Below are 21,647 nucleotides of genomic sequence, written 5' to 3' on the forward strand. Positions count from 1 at the left end.
CATGGTCACCAACCGCACAGACGAGTTCGCCACCGCCCTCACCGCACTCGAGGGCGGTGGTGGGCTCGACACGTTCCTCACGGTCTTCGCCGACGACGTCGAGCTCCACCGGCCCGAGACCCAGCAGGAGCTCGACGGGATCGACGGGGCCCGGTCTTTCTGGCGGCAGTACCTCGGCATGTTCGACGAGATCCGCTCCGACTTCAGCCGGGTCGTCGACGGCCCGGTCGGCGTGCTCGAGTGGACCAGCACCGGCCGGCTCGCGAGCGGCGCCCCGATCACGTACGCCGGCGTCAGCCTCCTCGACTTCGACGACGCCGGGAAGGTGACGCGGTTCGCGACGTACTTCGACACCCAGGCCTTCGGCCCGACGCCCGCGGCCTCCTAGGCCCGGCTGGAGAGGACCGCCAGTCGGCCCTGCCGCCCGTCCGTCGCAGCGGGCGGCAGGATCGACCCGTGAGCACCTCGAGCCCGATCCCCTCCCCCGCGTCCGGCACCTCCCACCTCGAGCGCGAGATCCTGCAGCAGCCCGCCGTCTGGCGCGACCTCGCGGCGAGCCTGCGCGACCTCGACCTCGCACCGTTCCTGCGTCCGGTGCTCGACCGGCCCGACGCCCGCATCCTGCTGACCGGGGCCGGCACGAGTGCGTACGCCGGGCAGGTCGCCGCGCCCCACCTCACCCGCGTGCTCGGCCGACGCGTCGAGCCGGTCGCGACCACCGACCTCGTGTCCAATCCGCTCGAGATCCTCCTCCCGGGCGTGCCGACGCTGCTGGTCTCGTTCGCCCGGTCCGGCAACAGCCCCGAGAGCCTGGCCGCGTGCGACCTGGCCGACCAGGTCCTCGGCGACGTCTCGCACCTGGTGCTCACCTGCAACCCGGACGGCGCGCTCGCACGGGCGCACGCCGACCGGGCACGTTCCCGGGTCGTGCTGATGCCGGCGGCAGCCGACGACCAGAGCTTCGCCATGACGTCGAGCTTCACCTCGATGGTCCTGGCCGTGCTGCAGCTGCTCGGTCCCGATGCTCTGGCCGACGGCGCGGACGACGGGGTCGAAGCCCTGGCGCGGGCGGCCGAGAGCGTCCTGCGGCAGCGGGACCGCGTGGCCGAGCTGGCGGGGCGCGTGCACGAGCGCGTCGTCTACCTGGGCAGCGGCGCCCTGACCGGGCTGGCCCGCGAGTGCTCCCTCAAGCTGACCGAGGTCACCGCCGGGCAGGTGGTCGGCCTGCCGGAGTCGTCGCTCGGCTACCGCCACGGACCCAAGGCCGCGCTGACGCCGGAGACGCTGGCCCTCGTGCTGGTCTCGAGCGACCCGTACGCCCGCCGCTACGACCTCGACATCGTCGCCGAGCTCGCCGCGGCGCTGCCGCCGGGGCAGACCGTGGCCGTGTCCGCCGCCGCCCTGGCCGACGACCTCGGACCCGACGTCGAGGTGGTCCGCATCGACCTGGACCCGACCGTCCCCGACGCCTTCCTCGCCCTGCCGACGGTGCTCGTCGGGCAGCTGCTCGCGCTGGAGTCGGCCGCCCGCCGCGGCCTCGACCCGGACGTCCCGTTCCCGGGCGGCGAGGTCAACCGCGTGGTCCGCGGGGTGCACATCCACCCGCTTTCCACGTCGCCCGCCGAGGTCTCACCGGCCTGATCGGGCGAGCATCGGTCAGCTCACGGGCGCGCCGTCTGGGCCGGACGGCGCCACGTGCGCGAGGACCCGCGCGACGGCGTCCCGGCGCCCGAGCCGCCCCAGTTCGAGCGGCTTGGCCAGCAGGTCACGGTGCCCCTCGAGCGCGAGCTCGTCGTGCTCGAGGTGCCGGAACCCCATGCTCCAGTCGGGAAACCGCCGTCGGGGCGCATGCGCCACCCAGATGTTCGCGACGTCGTGGTGGCGCGGGTCGGCGGCGATCCGGCGGTAGAGGGCGCGGACGACCTCCTCCTCGCCCTCGAGCACCTGCATGAAGACGTCGTCGCGGTAGAGCAGCAGCCCGGTCACGTCGACCGCGGCGTTCGCCGTCCGGCTCTGGGCGAGCAGGGCCGTGAGGTCGGCCTGGTCCCAAGGCTCGGCCGCGACGCTGACGTACACGGTGCAGAAGATCACCCGGCGGTGTTACCCAGCCGCGTCAGCGCGAGCCGCTCGCCTCGAGCGCCCACAGCGCGTTCTTGGCCGTGGGGCACGGGTACTCGTCCAGCACCGCCGACCCGTACGCGCGGCACTCCCGGCACCGCACCCGCGAGCGACCGTCCGCGTCGTCGACGACCTCGGCCTCGTGCCCGTTCAGGATGATTCCGAGCGCGCCGACCAGACGGTCCCCGCTGACGAGGGCGCGGCGCAGCGCGGTCCGACGCCGCTCCAGGTAGTCCTGCTGCTCGACGGTGCCGGCGGGCAGCGTGATCGGCGCGCCCGACTGCACGGCCAGCTCGTCGACACGGGTCGCCGCCCCGACGGCGTTCAGCGCCGGATCGCGGTCGAGGTCCTCGAACCCCATGGTCCAGCTCGGGAAGCGACGTTCCGTAGCCTTGCTGGTCCAGACGTTCGTGACGTCCTGGTGGCGCACGTCCATCCGGATCCGGTCGTAGAGGGCGTGCACCTCGTCCTGCTCGCCCTCGAGCATCTGCATCACCCGGCCGGCACGGTAGAGCAGCAGGCCGGTGATCCCCCGCTCCGCGTTGCGCGCCCGGCTCGTCGCCAGGAGCTCGGCCAGCTCGGGGTCGCTCATCGGCCGCACCATCACGCTCGTGTAGGCGGTCGTGAACATCATGGGCTCAGAGTAGGGACGTTCCGCGGGCCTGGCGGCCAGGTCGCGCGGACGAGTGGTTCTCCGGGGACGGCACGGCTGTCAGCGGGCGAAGGCGTCTCACGTTCGGACGGTTCGAGGTCGCCGGTCGTCAGGTAGTAGAGTCCTCGACTGCGGCTCTGCCTCGGCAGAGCTTTGCGGGCTGTGGCGCAGCTTGGTAGCGCACTTGACTGGGGGTCAAGGGGTCGCAGGTTCAAATCCTGTCAGCCCGACCGGCTTATGGCCTGGTCACAACATGTTTGGCCGCTCCGTGAGGAGCGGCCCGACGGGTCGGCGAACGGTTCGACCGGATCAGGTGCCAGGTCTAGTCCTCCTCATCTCTCGCCTCGAACCGTTCGCCTGAGCTCCCCGGATAGCGGAGGATGCAGCCGTGGCGACGACACCCCAGACAGCTCCTTGACCGGCCAGGCCACGCCCGGCGCCCACGCTGGGCACCGTCGGCCAGCGAGACCAGCGCGGCGTCCCCTGCTCCAGGCGCGCCTCCTGCTCCTCGCCCTGACGATCGCCGTGCTCCTCGGCCTCGTGCCCGGTGCGGCCCCGGCGTACGCCAGGCCCGGCTCCCCGATCGGCACCAGCACGACCGCCCCGGGTCCGCTCCCGCTCGGCTACCTCCCCATCACCCCCGACGGCGCCGGCACCGCCTGCCACGTCAAGACGCTCGAGGGCTGCGAGCAGGCCGCGCTGATCGTCCGGGCGATCAACGCCACCCCCTGCACCGGGCGCATCACCGCAACGTTCTACTCGATGTCGATCGACGCCTACGCCGACGCTCTCGTCGGTCGTGAGAAGTGCGGGACCGACCTCCACATCCTGACCTGGCACGGGGTCGACGACGACGGCGAGCTGATCAAGGACAGCAAGCAGCTGCGTCGCATCAAGGCCGCGGTCAAGAAGTACGGCAACGGTTGGTACAAGAGCTGCCGCTACTCCTGCTACGACACCCGCGGTGAGGGCACGATGCACATGAAGGAGTGGCTGTTCAGCTCGACCGGTGACCAGCAGGACGTGATCATCCACTCGGAGAACAACGCCACCACCAACGGCGACCTCGTCCACTTCGGTTCGCTCACCGTGCTGTCCGACAGCTGCGCGTACACGGCCCTGACCGCCTGGGTCGACCTGGGTCGCCAGGACAAGGCCCAGACCACGCCGCAGCCGATCTCCACGTGCGACGGTCGGCAGACCTTCCACGTCGCTCCGACCAAGAAGAACGCAGCCCTCGACCTGCTCAAGGCGATCAAGGAACCGGCGCCGGGGTGCCGCGTCGAGCACGACATGAACCAGGTGACCATCGACGCCCCGACCGACGAGGTCATCCGCCTGCACAAGGCCGGCTGCCAGACCCGTGCCGTCGTCGACTGGAAGCTGTTCAGCCGCGGCGAGCTGAAGTCCGCCTCCCAGATGAAGCAGATCCGCCGCCTCGTCGCCGCTGGCGTCCCCACCTTCGACGCCAGCTGGAAGGCGACCGCGTACAACCACCGAAAGGCCACGATCGCGGAGAACGGCGACGTCCGCTGGGCGGCGAGCGGCGCGACGAACCAGACGACGGGCTCGTTCAAGAGCGCGAACATCCTGCTCGTGTCACGCGTCAGCACCGACGTCACGGCCGCGTTCGCGGCCTCGGACGTGATGGTCGCTTACTCGCACGAGCTCACCGTGAAGTCCGTCGGCTGCGTGGGCGCCAAGAAGAAGCAGCCCGCCGGCTGCATCGCCAAGACCAGCCGCTCGTCGGCGCTCGCGACTTCCGCAGCCGACCGCAGGGAAGCAGCTGATTCCGCAGACCTGACCGAGAGTCACGGTGAGCGCTCGAGCGAGCTCGGCGAGGACTAGGACGTCGCTTCAGCAAGAACCCGACCCACTGCACGCAAAGCCGACCGTCGTACGGCCGGCGAACGCCGCATGCCTCTCCGTCGATCGGTCGCCACTTCCCTCAAGAGGTCAGACGGCCGATCGCCGCATCGGGTTAGCAAACTCGACAGCCGCCTCCTCGAGGCGGTCTTCGAGCGCCTCGGCACCGTGCTCGACCTTGAACTCCCGCTCGGCTGTCGTGATGGGCTGGACCGCCAGCACCTGGATGTGCCCGTTCAGCCAAGCGCAGACCTCGAGGTCAGGACCGTAGGCGTAGGGCAATCCGATCAGCTCGTACTCGCAGGCTGAGCCAGGTGTCCAGGCTTCGCCGATGGGCACCGTGTGGCCCAGATCGAGGCGTTGGTCCGGCGGGCCGGCGTGGTAGTACGCCAGCATCGTCAGGACCTCCACGTGCCGCAGATCGTCGGCGTTGGTCGAGAGCACGAATTCCAGGCCATGGCCGGCCTCCGCAGTCGCGCCCCAGCACCCCGCGGTGAGAAAGGTCCACCCCGAGAAGCGGGGTCCCGGGCCGACCTTGTAGACGAAGAACCCGGGTATGCGCCGCTCGACGGGCCCGAGAGGCCATCGTTCCTGGCTGATGGAGTGTGTTCCGAAGTACGAGGCGACGTGCCGCTCGAGCGCATGATTCCAGGACGCGACGTCGTAGTGCGGCACGCGGTCACCGTAGCCGGGCCAAGACTGTCCTCCGGCCGCGGAAGAGGGTGGGCATCGTCTCGAGCCGATCATTCAGACTGAAGTCTCGCGAACCCATGCGTGGTCGCCCCCGTCGGACGTCTTCCTGGTCCATCTCTCGGGTGTCGCGATTGAGTGCACAACATCGGTGAGCCAGAAGGTGAGGTCGGGGTCGAAGCCGGCGAGGACGGTCCACCCGTACCTGGTCGGTAGAGCACGACCTGCGGTGGCCAGGTAGCCGGTGGCGGTGAGGTGGACGGCGTCGTGGTCGCGGCTGACGGCCAGCCAGTCGGGGATCTGCCACGGACCGGTGCTGCCGGTGGTGCGGTACCAGTCGTGGCGTCGGGACCGCTCGACGTCGAGGGGATACCTCGTGACCAGGTCGACCCAGTCCGACGCCTTGCGATCTCGAGCACGCGAGCATCTGCTGCCACGTCGACACGCGCCACACGGGCCCGTTCCCAGCCCATGGAGTCCTCGACGAGGGCGACCTGGACGGCGGGGAGCCGACCGAGCTGACGGCTGGTCGTGACGAGTCCGGCGTGGGTGGGGGTCGACCACCAGTACCCGCTGTACGCGGCGGCAGGGTCTTCGGGCCGCTCAGCGGTGGCACTCGCTTCGTCGTCGAGAGCATCGGCGCGCCACAGCTCGAGCCGGGACGTGGCGCCGCGCAGCGGAGGTGCTCCCGTACGGGCGCCACCCCGGCCCGACCAGCGCACCACCGACTGTCGCGTGAGGTCGACGGGCGACCACCACCACTGCGCTGCGGGGGCGACCGAGACGGCTCGCGCGATCGGATCGAGGTGAGCTGCCACCTGAGGGTCGGCGAGCGCCGCGTCGTGCTCGAACGGATCTTGCCAGTAGCGAGCGGAGTCCACCGAGGTGCCGAGCGCGTCCACCAGCTCGAGCGGGTCGTCGAGCGCGGCGATCTTCCGAGTGTCGATCTCCGCCAGCTGCTCGATCAGCAGAGCCTTGCCGGCCTCGTCCGTCATCTCGTGAGGCATCACCAGTCGCGGCTCGACCACGCGTGCTACCGCAGCACACACCTCACGCCCTCGCGGACCGGTGAGCAGCACCGCCGCGCGTCGTGATTCCTCGTTCGACTCTCCCATCTCCGCATCCTCGCGGATCACCGAGAGCAACCAACTCTCGCCGTAACCCGACCGTCGTGCGCTGCATGCAGTCCGCAGCACGCACCGTCGTGCGGATCGAGCCGTAAGCCGAGCACGCACAAGCCGGCCTTCACACGCTGCGTCGACCTTCAGTGACAGCGCGGAGGTCGTCGCCGCTGGACGAGGACCTCCGCGGTGTCGTCGCGTCAGTGGGTGCCGGCGGCGGCGTAGTCGCCGAACGAGGCGCCCGCCTGGGTCTTGCTGGTCGAGTCGGTCACCCAGAAGTAGGTGCCCGGTCCGGTCACGGTGATCTTGGTCGACAGGTTGCCCTTGCTGCTGGCCTCGTCGGTGCCGACCGGCTGGGCTGGGGTGCCGGTCTTGCTCTGGAAGTAGAGCGTGGCCTCCTTGCCCTTGTAGGCGTGGCCGTTGCGCTTCACGGTGCCCTTGACAGTGATCTTCTTGCCGGCCTTGGTCGACTCGGGGGTGGCGTTGATGGCCACGGTCACCTTGGCGCGCTTGTCGTTGAGGTTGTCGTGGCCGACGATCGCGTGCTGGAACGTCGCCGGTGCTTCGTTGTTGCTGATCCGGTAGAGGCCGACCTCGATGTTGCCGCGCTCGAAGCCGCCGAGACCGGAGCCTGTCGGCGGGGGGGTCGGGCTGATCGGCCCTCCTACGCTGCCGACCGAGACCTTGATGAGGTGCTTGTGGCCGTCGCAGGTGAAGGTCGGGTCAGCGGACGGGTCGCCCAGGTTGAAGGCCGCGGCGGTCGGCTGCGCGAACGTGGTCTGGAAGACGCCGGGTCCGTACTGGCGGTCCTCGGGGGCAGCCTTGGTGCCGCACGTGTACGTGATCGGCACCTCGACCTCGGTGGCCGATGTCAGCGTGACCTTGTGGCCGTCGACTCTCCAGGTGATGTCGTTGCCCGAGTCGACGATGCGGGACTGCGCGTGGTGCGGGCTCGCCGGCGGCCAGGCCACGTGGGTGTCGGCGGATGCGGCGCTGGGGACGAGCAGCGCGGCGGCGGCGACCGTACCGGCAGCGAGAACAGGGAGAAGAGGGCGCACGAGGTGGCCTTTCAGATCGGGGGTGGCCTGAACGTAACGCCTGCCCGACGACTGCGCTGCCCGTTCGTCTCCTCCGCCCAAGAGCGCTGTGACCAGGAACGGGCAGACGACCTCCGCGTGTTCCTTCAGGCCTTGCCGGTCCCAGATGCTTCTCCTGGCGAGCTTCAGAACCCCTCGAGGTCGCCTACGAGCAGGCGGCGTCGCGAGCCAGGTAGCCGGTCACCACGGCACGACCTGGCGGTCCTCCCACAGCAACCCGGTCTCGGCTCCACCGGCGGCGCGGGCGGCCAGCCACACAGCGGTCTCGGCGCCCTCCTCAGCAGAGCGGGGGGCGTCGGGGCCGCCCATGTCGGTGCGGCAGTGGCCGGGGCAGGTGGCGTCGACGAGCACCCCGCGACGGCCCAGGCCCTGCTCGTGGGCCAGGTTGCGCACGAGCGCGTTCACACCCGCCTTGGCCACGCGGTACGGCGCCAGGCCTCCTGCCGTACCGGGGCCGCTCATCCGGCCCAGGCAGGCGCTGACCGCGACCACCCGGCCGCTGCGGCGCTCGACCATGCCCGGCACGAACGCGGTCATCGTCCGCCAGACCCCGTCGAGGTCCACGGCCATCACCCGGCGCCACTCCTCCTCGCTCGTGCGGAGCGTCTTGGCCGTGCGCTCACTCATCACACCGGCGGCGCAGACGAGCACGTCGGCGGCCGCCAGGGGGCCGAGCCGCTCCGGCAGCGCGGCCACCGACTCGGCGTCACCGACGTCGCAGCCGAAACCGACGGCGTCCAAGCCCGCCTCGACAAGGGTGGCGGCGACGTCGGCCGCCGCTTGCTCGTCACGGCCGACGAGGACCACGGTCGCGCCGAGCGCACCGAGCCCCCGCGCCGCGGCCAGACCGATGCCACGGGTGCCGCCGGTCACCACGGCGACCTTCCCGTCGAGGCGGGTGTCGTATGACGTCATAGGACAAGTGTGGACACGACGCCCCAGCCACTCGACCTCGTCGAACGCGGCTCGCGCCGCTGCGCGAACGAGCTCTCTTTCCGTTGCTCGAACCACACGACTATCTCGACCTCGACCGGGCGCCGGCGATTCTCGACGACGCCGCTCGTCTGGCGCAGGTGCCATCTGAGCGGTTGTTGCTCCTTGCGCTCGCCACCGGCGGCGCGCATGAGCTCGACCCTGCCTGTTCCGACTACACCGATTCGACATGGCAGCACCCGGTCACGTTCAACTCGACGGATCAGCCGCAGCGCGCGGCCCCGTCAGTGGAGGCTGCTCCGGAGCCGGCGTACGCGCAGGAGCGAGGCGAGGAACGCGGGCGCATCAAGCCGGCGGCGCAGCAGGGCGTCCCTGAGCGCCGCCGCCACCGCCTCGCCCTGGGCGACGTCGCGGGAGGAGCAGAGCAGCACGTCCATCCCGGCCCGGGCCGCGAGGACCCCGACCTGCGCGTCCGAGCCGTACGCGTCGAGCGAGCCCGCCTCGAGCGCGTCGGTGATGGTCACCCCGCGGAAGCCGAGCCGCCCACGGAGCTCGTTCTTGATCACCCGGCGCGACAGCCCGGCGGGACGCTCGGCGTCCAGCGCGGGGTAGATCGCCCAGGACGCCATGACGAGGTCGATGCCTGCGCGGATCGACGGCACGAAGGCTGCTTCGTCGACCGCCCGCAGCTCCTTGCGGGGCTGCGACAGCGTCACCGCGGTCAGGTCGGTGTTCGCGCCCGCGGGTGCCGCGCCCAGCCCCGGGAAGTGCTTGGCCGTCGCGGCAATACCCGCGGCCTGCTGCGCGACGGCGAAGCGCATCCCGAGGTCGCCCGCGACCTCCGGGTCCGAGGAGAAGGACCGGCCGAACTGGTCGTCGAAGTTGCCCTCCTCGCGGTAGACGTCGACCACGGGGGCGAGGTTGAGGTTCATCCCGGCCGCCTTCAGCCCCGCCGCCGCGCCGATCCCGGCCGCGGTCGCAGCCGCCTTCGGGTCGGGCTGTTGGCCGATCTGCTTCGCGGTGAGGAACGGCTCCTGGTCCTTGAGGCGACGGACGACACCGCCCTCCTGGTCGGTCATCAGCAGCAGCGGCTCCCGCACCCCGCTCGTGGCGTGGGCTCGTCGAAGCTGCGCGACCACGCCCGCGATCTGCTCGGTGGAGGTGATGTTCTCGCCGAAGAAGATGATCCCGCCGACGCGGCCGGCCCGGATCAGCTTGAGCAGCGCGTCCGGGGGCGTGAGGCCGGGGTACGAATAGATAACGAGCTGCCCGACGAGCTGGTCAAGCACCATCCCAGGGAAGGCCGGTGAGGCGAACGACGACGCGGCGGACGCAAGCGGCGCACCGACGCTTGCAAGCACCGCGCCGGCCGCGAGCGCTCCTCCACCGGTGAGGGCGTTGCGTCGGGTGATCAGGTTGTCGGTCATGTCCGCTCCAGTCCTGGCGCTTCGTCGACGCCAGCTGTCGACGTTCCATCGACGCACGAGGCCTGTCAAGGGGCTCACGACTTTCCATAGCACTGCGTTGCTTGTCATCCGCCCGAGCCCGGGTGGGGCCCTAGGTCGACGACCGCTCGCGGTGAGCCGAACTCGCTAGGGTAGAGCGGTGCTCAGAGGGCAGTCGTTGGCGGGCGGCCCGCTGCTGATCGTGATCGGGGAGGCCCTGCTCGTCCTCTGCAGCCTGAGCTACCTCGTCTGGTGGACGATCACGTTCAGGCCGTCGGGTCGGACTCCGGGCGGTGGCGGGCCCTTCCTGGCGGGAGCGGTGCTCGGCGGCGTCGGCGGTCTGGCCCTGCTGGCGGTCGCCATCGCAGCTCTTCTGCCGCGGGCGTCCTGGCTGGCGCTGGGGGCGACGGTCGTCGGCGGCGTGCTGGTCGGCGCGCTGCTGGTGCACGTCACGTCGAGCGTCGCCCACCGGCAGCTCACCACCGAGCTCCCGCTGATCATCGTCTGGACGACCATGCAGCTCGCGGCCGGCGTCACACTGCGGACGGCCGGGGTGCTGGCGGCGCCGGCGGCGTCCGCCTGGATCCTCGCGACAGCGGTCGCGACCCTGGTCGGGCTCGCCTGCTACCTCGTCTTCTACCGGCTCGCCCCGGCCCCGGCGTACTGGGTCGGCATGGTGCCGCTCGCGCTCGACGGCGTGGTGGCGGCGGTCCTGGCCGTGATCGTGACGGTGGCGCGCGCTCCGTCCCTCTGATGCTGGCCATCAACGTGCCAGGACGGGCAGCCGCAGAGCGGGTCCACCACACGGGCGCGGTCAGCGTGGGTCGACGACCACTCCCCCCAGCAGCGGCAGGGCCAGCGCGACGTCGTGCAGCACGAAGAAGAACGGCCGGTCGACGACGAGCTCATGACCGGGCCCGGCCGAGCCGCTGACGCCCTCGACCGTAACCACCGTGGCTGCGGCCGCTTCGATCCCGTTCTCGTCCAGCGCCAGGTAGCCCATGTGCTTCGCCGCCTGGAGCTTGAGCTGGTCGCTCGTCGTCAGGCCGGGGAACTCGGCGGCATCGGTGAAGGCGGTCTCGAGGCCGAGGTCGGTCAGCGGCGGCTTCAGGTCGATGGTCGACCGGACCGTGAAGGTCGGCAGGGTGAGGTCGACGAGGTCGTCGGACTCGGTGTCGAGCAGCCCGCTCAACCCGGAGGCCCGCAGGCCGGTGACAAGGGCCCCGACGTCCCCGTCCGGGAGCACGACGGTGAGTGCCAGCTCCTCTCCCAGCAACGGGATCCGAGCGCCCTCCCACCCAGGACCTGAGACGTAGTACGGCGAGGCCCCGCTCCTGATCATGGGCACGGGCACCTGGTCACCGCCGACCAGGAACGGGCGGTCGCCCGCGACCACGAAGGGTTCGGTCCACGGCGCCCGGGCGTGAAACGCGTTCGCCAGCGCGAGCACGGTGTCGGCGTCGATCACGTCGGGCGTCGCGATGTCGGTGATCTTGCCGTGCGTGCGGTCGGCCACCCAGGCGTTGACCGCCTTGCGCGCCCCCGCCGCGTCGCCGCTGAAGTCGGTGGGGTGCACCCCGGTCCCGTAGTCGGCCGCCAGGGTCTGCAGGAACCGCTCCTGCCAGGTGTAGCCCTGCTGTCCCCAGACGGCGTTGGCGAGGTCGAGCTCGACCTTGCCCTTGCGGTCCCCCGCTCCGCGCTTCCCGGAGCGCTTCGCCAGCGTCTGGTCGATCAGGTTCATGCCGGCGTTGAGGTCGTCCAGCGCCGGGAACCGGAGGGCGCGGTCCAACTCGGCGGCGGTCGCGCCGGCCGCCCCGTTGCGCACCATCGCCAGTGCCACCAGGACAGAGAGCGGCGAGCAGACCACGTTCGCGTTCGTGTCGAGGTGCGCGAGAAGGTCGAGGCTGAAACGTCCGACGGCGTCGACGGTGCCGGCGGCGCGCTCCGGCTCCGGGGCGGCTCTGGTGACCTCGGCGCGCACCAGGTCGCCGGAGGATCCACAACCGGTCACGCCGCCCAGCAGCGCCGCCCCGCCGACAAGGGCGGCGGCCGACACGAGCAGTTGGCGTCGCTGCACCCGCTCAACCTAGCCCCGGCGAGGCCAGTGCGAGCCGATGTACGCCGACTCCTCGGCCACGCCCGCTCGCCAGCTCAGCACCGTCCAGACCCGGAACCTCTGGCCATCGGGGACCTCCACGCTGAGCCGGGAGAGCGTGCGAGATGCCACCTCCGACACCTGCGTCACTGCAGTCCCACCGCTCACAGAGACGAGTCGGACGTCACTCCCGAAGGGGACAAACTCACCCTCCTCCTGCGACGAAGATCAGGTACGCCGGACCGAAGCACCCCTCCCCCAGGTCGAATCTGCACGGCACGACGAGGTGCTGCACCCTCCGTGCGGCCGTGAGGAGGAGGCTCCGTGCCGAAGAAGATCTGGTCCCTGGCCGTGGCCGGTGTGCTGATGGCGATGCTGCCGAGCCCCGGGGGTGCGGCGGCCGCCACCGCCACGTGCACCGGCAACACGGTCCCGCTGCACCTCGTGAACAACACGAGGTCCACCCTGATCACCGCCTCGGCCAGCGCGTCCGCCGCTGCGTCCCAGCAGTCCGGCGCCCAGAACCGCGGGCTCGTCGCCCTCACGGCTTCGCAGCCCGGATCGGGCCGGGTGGCCGTCGTCCGCTACCGCTCAGGAACCGACTACCGCTACGTGGCGGACGCCAAGGCCAAGGGGGCTGCCGAGGCGGCCGGCTACCGGTCCGACGGCGAGACGATCTACGGCTCGGCCTCCCCCGCGCCCGGCTGCACGGTCGCGATCTACCAGCTCCAGAAGTCGGGCAGCCACCAGCTCGCCGTCGGAGGGGCCGGCGTCGACGCGCTCGCCCGGGCCGGCTGGACCGCCCAGGGCCCACTCCTCTACGCAGCGGACCCGCCCGGACGGGCGAGGCCGGTCGCGAGCGGGCCCGTAGCCGGTGCGCTGCCGGCCGACGATGCCGACAAGGTCTTCCGGGTGGCGGTCCTCCCCGACACCCAGGAGGAGGTCCACACCGACAGCGACGCGCGGCTGCCTCAGCGGGCGCAGTACATCGCCGACCGGCAGAAGAGCTGGGACATCCGCCTGGCCGTCAGCGTCGGGGACATCGCGGACTGGGACACTCCCGACCACGCGCAGTACGCGCGGTCGGCCGACCAGCTGGCGCCGCTCGTCCGCGCCGTGCCGTTCGTCGCCGCAGTCGGCAACCACGACACCCAGGCGGTCTGCCCCGGCGGCTCGGCCTGCTCCGGCCTCAGCGCCCGGACGACGGTCCGCGACACGACGGTCTTCAACCGCTACTTCCCGGCCAGCCGCTTCAGCCTGCTGCGCGGCGAGTACGAGCCCGGCAAGATCGACAACGCGTACCACACGTTCCGGGCCGGAGACGTGGACTGGCTCGTCCTCAACCTCGAGCTGTGGCCGCGACCCGGTGTCGTCGACTGGGCGCGGCGGGTGGTCGCGGCCAACCCGGACAAGAACGTCATCGTCGTGACCCACTCGTACCTGACGAAGAAGGGGAAGATCCTTTCGAACAACGGCGGCTACGGGTCGACGTCGCCCAAGTACCTGTTCGACCACCTGATCAGGGTCTACCCCAACATCAAGATCGTCCTGTCCGGCCACACGGGCAAGGACAAGATGCGGCTCGACAAGGGCACGCACGGCAACCGCATCGTGTCCTACCTGCAGTGCTTCCACAGCCGGACCGGCAACCCCTTCCGCCGGCTCTCGATCCACACCGACACCGGCCGGATCTACAGCGAGATCTACACGCCGAGCACCGGCAAGAAGGTCACGACCAAGAGCGTCACGGGGCTGAAGTTCGTCCGCTGATCCTTGGCCGCCGACCTCGACCTGCCTGAGCTCAGCCCGACCGGACGGCCGGGCTCTGCTCGACGTGGTCCTCGTGGAGCCGCTCGTCCTCGCGGACGAGCCGCCAGATGCCGAGCCCGATCATGGTCACCCCGACCAGCTCCGCGACCAGCTGCCCCGGCGACAGGAACAACCGGTCGCCGAAGACGACGGTGCCGAAGGCCACGGCCACCAGCACGTCGACGATGTTCAGCACGGGGGCGGTGACGGACAGCCGAGTGGCCTGGAAGGCTCGCTGGCTCAGGAAGAACGCACTGAGGCCGGCCGGCGCGACCAGCCACACCGCCCAGTGGTGCAGGAGCAGGTCGGGACCCGGACCCGGCCCAGGCCCCCCCGGCCCCGGCCCTGGCCGGGCGAACGAGGTCGCCACCTTGACCAGCCCCGCAGTCGTCCCATAGAGGATCCCCGCAGCGACCGAGAGCAGGAACCCGCGGCGTACGGGGGCGTGGGTCCGGTGCGCCACCACGACGATCAGGACGGCCGCCGCGACGGCGACCGCGACGAACACCCCGGCCATCCGCTCGTCCCCGCGGAAGCTGGGGGGCCGGGTCCGGGCGACCACGACGAAGAGCGTGAGACCGACGCACGCGCACAGGCCCCACAGGACCTCGGTCCGGTCCGGGAGGGCACGGTCCAGGGCCGCCCGGACGAAGACGGCGAAGACCGTGGTGGTGACGACGACCGGTTGGACGAGGGCCAGAGGCCCCTCGTGCAGCGCGGCCACGTGGAGGGCGAACGCGACGCCGCTGAGCGCGAGACCGGCGACCCAGCCGGGCCGGCGCAGCAGCCGGGAGAACAGGTGGCCGGCGGTCGGGTCCGCGCGAGAGATCCCGCTCGCCGCGTGGTGCTGCAGCGCCGTCGCCGTGCCGAAGACGACGGCGGCGGCCAGGGCCAGCACTGCGGCGAACATCGCTCGCGACTCTAGTACGGCACTAGCTCGCGAGGAGTCGCACCCGTCGCAGGCGTTGGAGCACCGTGAGCAGGACGCTGGCCAGCAGGTAGTAGGCGAGGTACGCGAGCGAGAGGACCAGCGCCACGCGGCTCGGGTCGGGCATGCCGGCCAGGATCACCGCGTAGAGGACCAGCCAGAGCCCGGCCAGGCCGAGGTTGAGCAGGCGGAAGCGCCGGGCGCGCGAGGGGTAGAGGTACTTGATCGGCACGAACACCAGGACCGAGCAGGTCACCAGGACCACCGCCACGACAGCGGGGCTCAGGTCGAGGACGACGGCGTAGAACGCGACGACGTTCCAGTAGCTGGGGAACCCGAGGAAGTAGTGGTCCTCGGTCTTGGCGTCCTTGCGGCAGAACTGGATGCACGACGCCAGCAGCGGCAGCGCCGCGAGGACGAGCCCCCAGGTCCCGCCCGGCAGGCGTCCGGTGCAGAGCAGCAGCACGACGGGGGCGAACACGTACGTGAGGTAGTCGACGATGTCGTCGAGCCGGGCGCCGTCGAAGCCGGGGATGGTCTCCGAGACTCGCAGCCGACGGGCGAGCATGCCGTCCGTCCCGTCGACGACGAGAGCGGCCAGCAGGACCCAGAGGGCCTCGTCCACCCGACCGTCCACGGCGGCGAGGACGGCGAGCAGGGCCAGCACGCTGCCGCTCGCGGTGTAGACGTGCAGGGCCCAGCCCGCGACCCGGGCCCGGACCGAGCCGGTGGGTCTGGACGGGAGTTCGAGCGTCAGCAAGCGTGCCTCCTGGAAGCTGGGCGTCGGGGGCACGCGGCGAGAGTCTGCCACGCACCGTAATCCCCCGTGTCTCGTCCGGAACCCGGACGCTCCAGCGGTCAGCCGCTGCCCAGGACCGACGACGCGGCGATCTTGAGGACGCCGTCCTCGCGGACCAGGCGGAACGAGGTGCGCTCGACCGCGGTACCGCTGTCACGCCGGTAGGTGACGGTGGCCTCCACCCGCGACGGCGGCTGAGCCTCGACCTTCGCGACCGACACGCGCTCGACCTGGTCCCAGAAGCGCTCGTACGACTGCCGCCCGCCGGAGGTGCCGCGCTGGTAGTCAGAGGTCAGCCGCGCCCAGGCCGCGTCCGTGTCGTCCGGCACCAGCGCGTAGTAGCCGGTGATCGCGTCCTCGAGCTCGGCCGCCGTCGGCTGACCATCGCTGGCGGTCGCCGTCGGGCTCGCTGAGGGGCTCGCCGACGGTGTCTGCGTCGTTGCGGAGGGCGTCGGCTCGGGCGACTCGGAGTCGTCGCCCTCCGCGCTCTCCGTGCTCGAGGCCGAGCTCGACGCGGTTCCCGAGGCCGACCTCGACGGGGTGCTCGACGCGGAACGTGACGTGGTCGGGCCCGGCCCGGCCGCGTCGGACCCCAGCCGGCCCAGGGCTGCGGCCGTGCCGAGGACGACCAGCACGACCAGCAGGGCGGCGACCGCGACCCAGGCCCCGCGCCGACGGCGACGTCCCGGGGGCGGGTCCTGCGGCGGACCGACTGGCGGGCCCACGGACGGACGGACCTGGGTCGTCCCGGTCACGACCGCGGGGGCCTCGAAGGACGGGACCTCGTCGGCGAACGGCGGCTCCACCGGGATCAGCAGCGTCGCGGCCGGGATCGCGTCGCCGGCCTCGGCGGCGGCGAGCTGCCCCCCGACCTCCCGCATCGTCGGGCGTACGGCAGGGTCGGGCCGCAGCATCTCCGTCAGGACCGGGGCCAGGACACCGGCCCGCTCCGGCGGAGCGAACTCCCCGGACGCCACCTTGTAGAGCAGCGCGATCGAGTTCGAGTCGGTGCCGAAGGGCGGGCCGCCCTCCAGGCACGCGTAGAGCGTGGCGCCGAGGGAGAAGACGTCCGAGGCGTGGCTGGACTCGGCGCCCCGCGCGACCTCGGGGGCGAGGTAGGCGGGCGTGCCGTGGACCAGCCCGGTCGAGGTGAGGGTCGCGTCGCCGAGCGCGCGGGAGATCCCGAAGTCGCTGATCAGCGCGGTGCCGTCGTCGGTGATCAGGATGTTGCCCGGCTTGACGTCGCGGTGCACGATCCCGAGCTCGTGCGCGGCGGCCAGCGCGGACGCCACCTGGGCGCCGACCTTGGCCGCCTCGTGCACGCCCAGCGGCCCGCTCTCGCGGAGCACGGCCGAGAGCGGGACCGACGGCAGGAACTGCATGACGAGGCAGGGCTGGCCCGCGTGCTCGACGACGTCGAAGACGGGGACCGCGTTGCGGTGGTGCAGCCGGGCGGTGATCCGGGCCTCGCGCATCGCCCGGTTCTTCGCGAGCTCGGCCTCCTCGGAGCTCAGGCCGGGCTGCGGCTTGAGCTCCTTGATCGCGACGGGACGTTCCAGGCGCTCGTCCCACGCCTCCCAGACGACGCCCATGCCGCCGCGGCCGACCTCGCGCACGAGCCGGTAGCGGTCGGCGAGGAACGTGCCCGGCTCGGCCATCGCGCTCCCCCTCCATCGCCCGGCTCGTCGCCCAGCGGCAAAGCGCCGAGCCTACGACAGAGGGCGGGGGTGGGTCTGGCCGTCAGCCGACCGACGTGCTCGACTCCCGTACGACGAGGCGGTGGGGCACCACGAACGTGGCGCCCTCGGAACGGTCGCCGTCGACCCGGCGCGACAGCGCGTCCAGGGTCCGCTCGGCCAGCACCGGGAGGTCGGTGGCGACCGTGGTCAGGCTCGGCGAGCTGTAGCAGCCGTCGATCGTGTCGTCCCAGCCCGTGACGGCGACGTCGTCGGGCACGGTGACGCCGAGCCGCCGCAGCGCGCGCATCGCCCCCACGGCGAGCAGGTCGCTGGCGCAGACCAGGGCATCGATCGTGTGGTCCCCCCGCCAGAGCGTCGCCGCCAGCTCCTCCCCCTCCTGGCGGGTGAAGCGGTCCGCCCCGACGACCCGGTCGGGCGAGAGCGCGATGCCCGCTTCGCCGAGCTCGCGGTCGTACCCACGACGTCGCGCGGCCCCGACGGTGGTGGGCCGCCCGGGCTGGTCGCCGAGGAAGGCGATCCGGCGTCGCCCGAGGCCCAGCAGGTGTGCGACCACCTCGCGGGCCGACTGCTCGTTGTCGATCGCGACGTAGTCGGCCGAGCTGCCCGGCACCCGCTCCCCCAGCAGCACGAGGGGGCTGCGCGTGCTGACCGCGGCGAGGTGCTGCGGGTCGAGGGCGATCGCGGAGAAGATCACGCCGTCGATCCCGTGGCCGGGGTAGCCCTCCGACGCCTGCCGCTCGCGCTCCGGACGCCCGCCCGTCTCGTCGATCAGCACGGTGTAGCCGCGCGGCGTGGCGGCGGCGATGAGCGCGTGGGCCAGCGAGCCGAGGTAGGGCTCGTCGATCCGCGGCACGGCGAGGGTCAAGATGTTGCTCCGCCCGCTCTGCAGCTGGCGCCCGATCATCGAGGGCCGGTAGTCCAGCTCGTCGATGGCCTCGAGCACCCGGCGCCGGGTCTCGGCCGCAACGTTGGGGCGCTGGTGGACCACGTTCGTCACGGTCTTCAGCGAGACGCCCGCCAGGGCGGCGACGTCCTTGATCCGCGCGGGTCGGACGGTGTCGGGGACGCTCATGAGATCACCGCTCCTTCTGCGTGTCGTCGCCCGGCATCTTGACATCCGGCTCCGGTCTGGATCACAGTTCTAACGTTAGAAGTCGTTCTCGGCAAGACCCGCTGCTCCTTCGGTCGCGGGGTGGCCACGAGGACGTCCATCCGTGACAAGGGAGTCATTCGTGAGGACACGCACACCCCTGACCGCGCTCGGTGCGAGCGCACTGGTCCTGAGCCTCGCCGCCTGCTTCGGCGGCACGACGGGCGCCGAGCAGTCGAGCGCGCCGCAGCAGTCCAGCGGCCCGGTCGAGATCCGCTACCTGATCGGGCAGCCGGAGAGCCCGGAGGACCTGGCCAACATCAAGGCCGACATCAAGACCTTCGAGGCCGGCAGCAACGGCATCACGGTCAAGCTGGACGTGGTCCCGAGCGAGAACGTCAAGACGATCCTGCAGACGCAGCTGCGGTCGGGCAAGGGCCCGGACGTCTTCGGCTACGACACCGGCCCCGGGTTCGCCGGGGCGCTGGCCAAGGCCGGGCTCATCCACGACCTGACCGACGCGTACGCCAAGTACGACTGGCCCGTCTACGACTTCGCCAAGCAGCGGGTGACCTTCGACGGCAAGATCGTCGGCATCCCCAGCCAGCTGGAGGAGGTCGGGGTCTTCTACAACAAGGACATGTTCGCCAAGCTCGGTCTGGCGGAGCCGCAGAACCTCGGCGACCTGATGGCCGCGTCGACCAAGATCAAGGACTCGGGCGTCATCCCGATGACCCTGGCCGACAAGGAGGGCTGGGAGGGCGGCCACCTGCTGAGCATGGCGCTGTCCAGCGAGGTCGGCAGTGCGGGGATGGACAAGCTGCTCTCCGGGGAGACCCCCTGGGACGACCCGTCCGTCGTCAACGCCCTCAAGGTGTGGGGCGACATGTACGACCAGAAGCTGCTCACCCCGTCCCCGACCGCCGTCGGCTACGACAACGCCAACGCCCTCTTCTACTCGGGCAAGGCGGCCATGAACCCCACCGGCAGCTGGCTGGCGCAGGAGATCGAGCGGCAGGCCAAGTTCCAGGTGGGCTTCATCCCCTTCCCCTCGAGCACCGGCAAGGGCATCTTCAGCGGCGGCCTCGGGTCCGGCACCTTCGTCTCCGCGACGAGCCAGAAGGTCGACGCGGCCGAGCAGTTCCTGAACTACCAGATGAGCCCGGCGCACGGGAAGTGGGCGGTGGAGAAGCTGCAGGACATCCCCGCGTACCCCGTCGACACCACCGGGATCGAGGCCTCGCCGCTCTTCACCCAGGTCCTGAACGACACCGCCAAGATCGCGGACGGCACCGGGGACTTCGGCTACAACATCGACGTGCTGACCAACGACGCGTTCAACAACGCGATGTGGAAGGGCGTCCAGGGCATCCTGAGCGGCCAGAGCACCCCCGAGAAGGTCGCCGCCCAGCTGCAGAAGAGCTACAAGAAGCCCGCCGCCTGATGGCCACGGCGAGCCTGGCGCCGCTGGTCACCCGGCGGGCCCAGCGCCGGCTGGGCATCCTCCTGGTCCTCCCGGTGGTCGTGCTGATCATCGTGTTCTTCCTGGTGCCGCTGGCGAACGCGCTGGTCTACTCGGTGGTCGACTTCGACGGCATCAGCGCCAGCCCGCCGTTCATCGGGCTCGCGAACTTCCGCGAGATGTTCACCGACGACCTCGTCTGGCACGCGCTGGGCAACAACGCCATCTGGATCGTCGTCGGCACCGTCGTCCCGCTGGTCCTCGGTCTGCTGATCGCGCTGCTGCTGTGGGGCGTACGGCGGGGCAGCCTGGTCTACCGGCTGTGCTTCTTCCTGCCGTACGTGCTGCCGGGGGTGGCGATCGGCATCGTCTGGGGCTGGATCTACGACCCGGTCCAGGGCCTGCTGAACCGGGGCCTCGGAGCGATCGGCCTCGACAGCCTGCAGCGCGGCTGGCTGGGAGACCCCGAGTGGGCCCTCTACGCGATCCTCGTCACCGCGATCTGGGGCGGCACCGGGTTCGCCATCGTGATCTTCGTGGCGGCCCTGCGGAACGTCGACGTCGAGATGGTGGACGCAAGCCGGATCGACGGGGCCGGCGGACCGGCGCAGCTCTGGTACATCATCCTGCCGCAGATCATGCCGGTGTTCCTGATGGTGCTGACCCTGACGCTGCTCGGCGGCTTCAGCGTCTTCGACATCATCTTCATCATGACCGGCGGCGGTCCCGCCGGCGCCACCGACGTGATCGGCACGTACGCGTACGAGCAGGCCTTCCAGCTCAGCCGGATCGGCTACGGAACGTCCCTGGCGCTGCTGATCACGGTGCTGTCCGTGCCGTTCGCGATCGCCCTCAACCGCCTGCAGCGACGCGTGTCGCTCCAGGGAACCGGAGCCTGACGTGGCCACCTCGACCCAACCCCGTCCGACGTACGCGGAGCCCACGCAGGAGCGCTCGGCGGCCCCGGTGAAGAACCGGGTCTCCCCCCGACGCAGGGCGACGCTGGCCGTCCGGCACCTGGTGCTGATCGTGCTGTCGTTCCTGACGATCATCCCGGTGCTCATGGTCGTCTCCACCACGCTGAAGACCGACAGCGACGTGAAGACCAACCCGTTCGGGCTGTTCACCTCGTTCTCGCCGGCCAACATCGTGCGGGCGTGGACGGCCGGCGGCTTCGACGACTACCTCCTGAACAGCATCCTGCTGTCGGTGCCGAGCACCGTGCTGATCATCGTGATCTCCACGATGGCGGGCTACACCTTCGCCCGGCTGCCGTTCCCGGGGCGGTCGCTGCTGTTCTACCTGGTCGTGCTGGGCCTGCTCGTGCCGTTCTTCACGTTCATGATCCCGCTGTACTTCCAGCTCCGGTCGATGCACCTGCTGGACACCCTGGCCGGCGCGATCCTCGTGCTGACCTCGACGGGCATCTCGTTCGGCACGTTCTTCATGCGCGCGTTCTTCTCCGACCTGCCCGAGGAGCTCGAGCAGGCGGCGCGCATCGACGGCTGCTCGGAGTGGCGGATCTTCACCCGGGTGATGCTCCCGCTGGTCACCTCCGGGATCGGCGCGCTGGCGGTCTTCACCTTCATCTCCACCTGGAACAACTTCCTGGTCCCGCTCCTCTACCTTCCCGGCGGCACCTACCGACCCCTGACCGCCGGCCTCTACAACTTCATGGGCGGCCGGTCGATCGACATCGGACCGCTCGCCGCAGGCACCTTGATCACGATCCTTCCGATCATCGTGCTCTTCGTCGTCCTGCAGAAGCAGGTCACCGCCGGCTTCATCTCCGGCGCGGTCAAGGGCTAGGCCCCCGCACCGTCCGTTCCACCCTCCCTCTCC

Annotated in this window: 21 protein-coding genes and 1 tRNA gene; 10 read left to right on the forward strand and 12 right to left on the reverse strand. The window is 71.1% G+C overall.

The window, feature by feature from the left end; translation table 11 throughout:
* The first annotated feature begins 1 nt into the window (after position 1).
* Both FHX39_RS10555 and FHX39_RS10560 read left to right on the forward strand, forming a co-directional pair.
* Positions 2-388 (forward strand): nuclear transport factor 2 family protein, encoded by a 387-nt coding sequence (locus FHX39_RS10555; RefSeq protein WP_183338227.1) that lies wholly within the window; start codon positions 2-4, stop codon positions 386-388.
* Positions 389-456: 68 nt separating this feature from the next.
* Entirely contained in the window at positions 457-1,641 is a 1,185-nt protein-coding gene (locus FHX39_RS10560) for an SIS domain-containing protein (RefSeq protein WP_183338229.1), read from the forward strand.
* A gap of 15 nt (positions 1,642-1,656) precedes the next feature.
* Here the strand turns inward: FHX39_RS10560 and FHX39_RS10565 are convergent, their stop codons facing one another.
* On the reverse strand, positions 1,657-2,091 hold the full coding sequence (locus tag FHX39_RS10565; protein ID WP_183338231.1) for a BLUF domain-containing protein: 435 nt from the start codon (positions 2,089-2,091) through the stop codon (positions 1,657-1,659).
* 22 nt (positions 2,092-2,113) lie between these two features.
* Entirely contained in the window at positions 2,114-2,752 is a 639-nt protein-coding gene (locus tag FHX39_RS10570; RefSeq protein ID WP_183338234.1) for a BLUF domain-containing protein, read from the reverse strand.
* 174 nt (positions 2,753-2,926) lie between these two features.
* Here FHX39_RS10570 and FHX39_RS10575 point away from each other — a divergent pair.
* Positions 2,927-3,000, forward strand: a tRNA-Pro gene (locus FHX39_RS10575).
* A gap of 295 nt (positions 3,001-3,295) precedes the next feature.
* A complete protein-coding gene (locus FHX39_RS10580) occupies positions 3,296-4,618 on the forward strand; it encodes a hypothetical protein (RefSeq protein WP_183338236.1) in 1,323 nt (440 codons plus the stop codon).
* Between the two features lie 108 nt (positions 4,619-4,726).
* Here FHX39_RS10580 and FHX39_RS10585 read toward each other — a convergent pair whose 3' ends face one another.
* Positions 4,727-5,311, reverse strand: a complete 585-nt coding sequence (locus FHX39_RS10585) for a suppressor of fused domain protein (protein ID WP_183338239.1) — start codon at positions 5,309-5,311, stop codon at positions 4,727-4,729.
* 821 nt (positions 5,312-6,132) lie between these two features.
* Between FHX39_RS10585 and FHX39_RS10590 the strand changes: the two genes are divergently transcribed.
* Positions 6,133-6,420: a hypothetical protein gene (locus FHX39_RS10590; RefSeq protein WP_183338241.1), complete on the forward strand. Its 288-nt coding sequence runs from the start codon at positions 6,133-6,135 to the stop codon at positions 6,418-6,420.
* A 227-nt stretch (positions 6,421-6,647) separates the two neighbouring features.
* Here the strand turns inward: FHX39_RS10590 and FHX39_RS10595 are convergent, their stop codons facing one another.
* From FHX39_RS10595 to FHX39_RS10605, 3 genes are all read right to left on the reverse strand, one after another.
* Entirely contained in the window at positions 6,648-7,505 is an 858-nt protein-coding gene (locus FHX39_RS10595; RefSeq protein ID WP_183338243.1) for a hypothetical protein, read from the reverse strand.
* A gap of 219 nt (positions 7,506-7,724) precedes the next feature.
* A complete protein-coding gene (locus tag FHX39_RS10600; RefSeq protein WP_183338245.1) occupies positions 7,725-8,459 on the reverse strand; it encodes an SDR family NAD(P)-dependent oxidoreductase in 735 nt (244 codons plus the stop codon).
* Positions 8,460-8,761: 302 nt separating this feature from the next.
* Complete coding sequence (locus FHX39_RS10605) at positions 8,762-9,904, reverse strand: glycoside hydrolase family 3 N-terminal domain-containing protein (RefSeq protein WP_183338247.1); 1,143 nt, start codon at positions 9,902-9,904, stop codon at positions 8,762-8,764.
* A gap of 178 nt (positions 9,905-10,082) precedes the next feature.
* On the opposite strand from FHX39_RS10605, the gene FHX39_RS10610 reads away from it, so the two are divergent.
* Entirely contained in the window at positions 10,083-10,676 is a 594-nt protein-coding gene (locus FHX39_RS10610) for a hypothetical protein (RefSeq protein ID WP_183338249.1), read from the forward strand.
* A 60-nt stretch (positions 10,677-10,736) separates the two neighbouring features.
* Here the strand turns inward: FHX39_RS10610 and FHX39_RS10615 are convergent, their stop codons facing one another.
* Both FHX39_RS10615 and FHX39_RS10620 read right to left on the reverse strand, forming a co-directional pair.
* Positions 10,737-11,999, reverse strand: a complete 1,263-nt coding sequence (locus tag FHX39_RS10615; protein WP_183338251.1) for a serpin family protein — start codon at positions 11,997-11,999, stop codon at positions 10,737-10,739.
* A 9-nt stretch (positions 12,000-12,008) separates the two neighbouring features.
* Positions 12,009-12,149, reverse strand: a complete 141-nt coding sequence (locus FHX39_RS10620) for a hypothetical protein (protein WP_183338253.1) — start codon at positions 12,147-12,149, stop codon at positions 12,009-12,011.
* A gap of 192 nt (positions 12,150-12,341) precedes the next feature.
* Between FHX39_RS10620 and FHX39_RS10625 the strand changes: the two genes are divergently transcribed.
* Positions 12,342-13,787, forward strand: a complete 1,446-nt coding sequence (locus tag FHX39_RS10625) for a metallophosphoesterase (protein WP_183338255.1) — start codon at positions 12,342-12,344, stop codon at positions 13,785-13,787.
* Between the two features lie 31 nt (positions 13,788-13,818).
* Here FHX39_RS10625 and FHX39_RS10630 read toward each other — a convergent pair whose 3' ends face one another.
* The 4 genes from FHX39_RS10630 to FHX39_RS10645 form a co-directional block, all read right to left on the reverse strand.
* Positions 13,819-14,736 (reverse strand): DMT family transporter, encoded by a 918-nt coding sequence (locus FHX39_RS10630; RefSeq protein WP_183338257.1) that lies wholly within the window; start codon positions 14,734-14,736, stop codon positions 13,819-13,821.
* Positions 14,737-14,758: 22 nt separating this feature from the next.
* Positions 14,759-15,514 carry a CDP-alcohol phosphatidyltransferase family protein gene (locus FHX39_RS10635; RefSeq protein WP_232530611.1) on the reverse strand — a complete coding sequence of 252 codons (756 nt, stop codon included), beginning with the start codon at positions 15,512-15,514 and terminating at the stop codon, positions 14,759-14,761.
* Positions 15,515-15,612: 98 nt separating this feature from the next.
* Positions 15,613-17,211: a serine/threonine-protein kinase gene (locus FHX39_RS10640; protein ID WP_183338259.1), complete on the reverse strand. Its 1,599-nt coding sequence runs from the start codon at positions 17,209-17,211 to the stop codon at positions 15,613-15,615.
* Between the two features lie 82 nt (positions 17,212-17,293).
* The gene (locus FHX39_RS10645) at positions 17,294-18,325 is read right to left on the reverse strand and encodes a LacI family DNA-binding transcriptional regulator (RefSeq protein ID WP_183338261.1); all 1,032 of its coding nucleotides are present in this window, start codon (positions 18,323-18,325) and stop codon (positions 17,294-17,296) included.
* A 160-nt stretch (positions 18,326-18,485) separates the two neighbouring features.
* Here FHX39_RS10645 and FHX39_RS10650 point away from each other — a divergent pair, with 160 nt between their 5' ends.
* From FHX39_RS10650 to FHX39_RS22120, 3 genes are read left to right on the forward strand one after another with little or no spacing between them, the layout of a single operon-like run.
* Complete coding sequence (locus FHX39_RS10650; RefSeq protein WP_183338263.1) at positions 18,486-19,787, forward strand: ABC transporter substrate-binding protein; 1,302 nt, start codon at positions 18,486-18,488, stop codon at positions 19,785-19,787.
* Positions 19,787-20,704, forward strand: a complete 918-nt coding sequence (locus FHX39_RS10655) for a carbohydrate ABC transporter permease (protein WP_183338265.1) — start codon at positions 19,787-19,789, stop codon at positions 20,702-20,704. The genes FHX39_RS10650 and FHX39_RS10655 overlap by 1 nt, the downstream gene beginning before the upstream one ends.
* A gap of 1 nt (position 20,705) precedes the next feature.
* Entirely contained in the window at positions 20,706-21,614 is a 909-nt protein-coding gene (locus tag FHX39_RS22120; RefSeq protein WP_183338268.1) for a carbohydrate ABC transporter permease, read from the forward strand.
* Positions 21,615-21,647: the final 33 nt, after the last annotated feature.

Source organism: Microlunatus antarcticus (assembly GCF_014193425.1).
In the GTDB taxonomy this organism is placed as follows: domain Bacteria; phylum Actinomycetota; class Actinomycetes; order Propionibacteriales; family Propionibacteriaceae; genus Microlunatus; species Microlunatus antarcticus.

Excerpts from the sequence above, each read along its gene's own strand:
- FHX39_RS10555 (WP_183338227.1), top strand. The coding sequence starts at position 2 with ATGGTCACCAACCGCACAGACGAGTTCGCCACCGCCCTCACCGCACTC.
- FHX39_RS10570 (WP_183338234.1), bottom strand. The coding sequence starts at position 2,752 with ATGATGTTCACGACCGCCTACACGAGCGTGATGGTGCGGCCGATGAGC.
- FHX39_RS10600 (WP_183338245.1), bottom strand. The coding sequence starts at position 8,459 with ATGACGTCATACGACACCCGCCTCGACGGGAAGGTCGCCGTGGTGACC.
- FHX39_RS10605 (WP_183338247.1), bottom strand. The coding sequence starts at position 9,904 with ATGACCGACAACCTGATCACCCGACGCAACGCCCTCACCGGTGGAGGA.
- FHX39_RS10630 (WP_183338257.1), bottom strand. The coding sequence starts at position 14,736 with ATGTTCGCCGCAGTGCTGGCCCTGGCCGCCGCCGTCGTCTTCGGCACG.
- FHX39_RS10640 (WP_183338259.1), bottom strand. The coding sequence starts at position 17,211 with ATGGCCGAGCCGGGCACGTTCCTCGCCGACCGCTACCGGCTCGTGCGC.
- FHX39_RS10645 (WP_183338261.1), bottom strand. The coding sequence starts at position 18,325 with ATGAGCGTCCCCGACACCGTCCGACCCGCGCGGATCAAGGACGTCGCC.
- FHX39_RS10655 (WP_183338265.1), top strand. The coding sequence starts at position 19,787 with ATGGCCACGGCGAGCCTGGCGCCGCTGGTCACCCGGCGGGCCCAGCGC.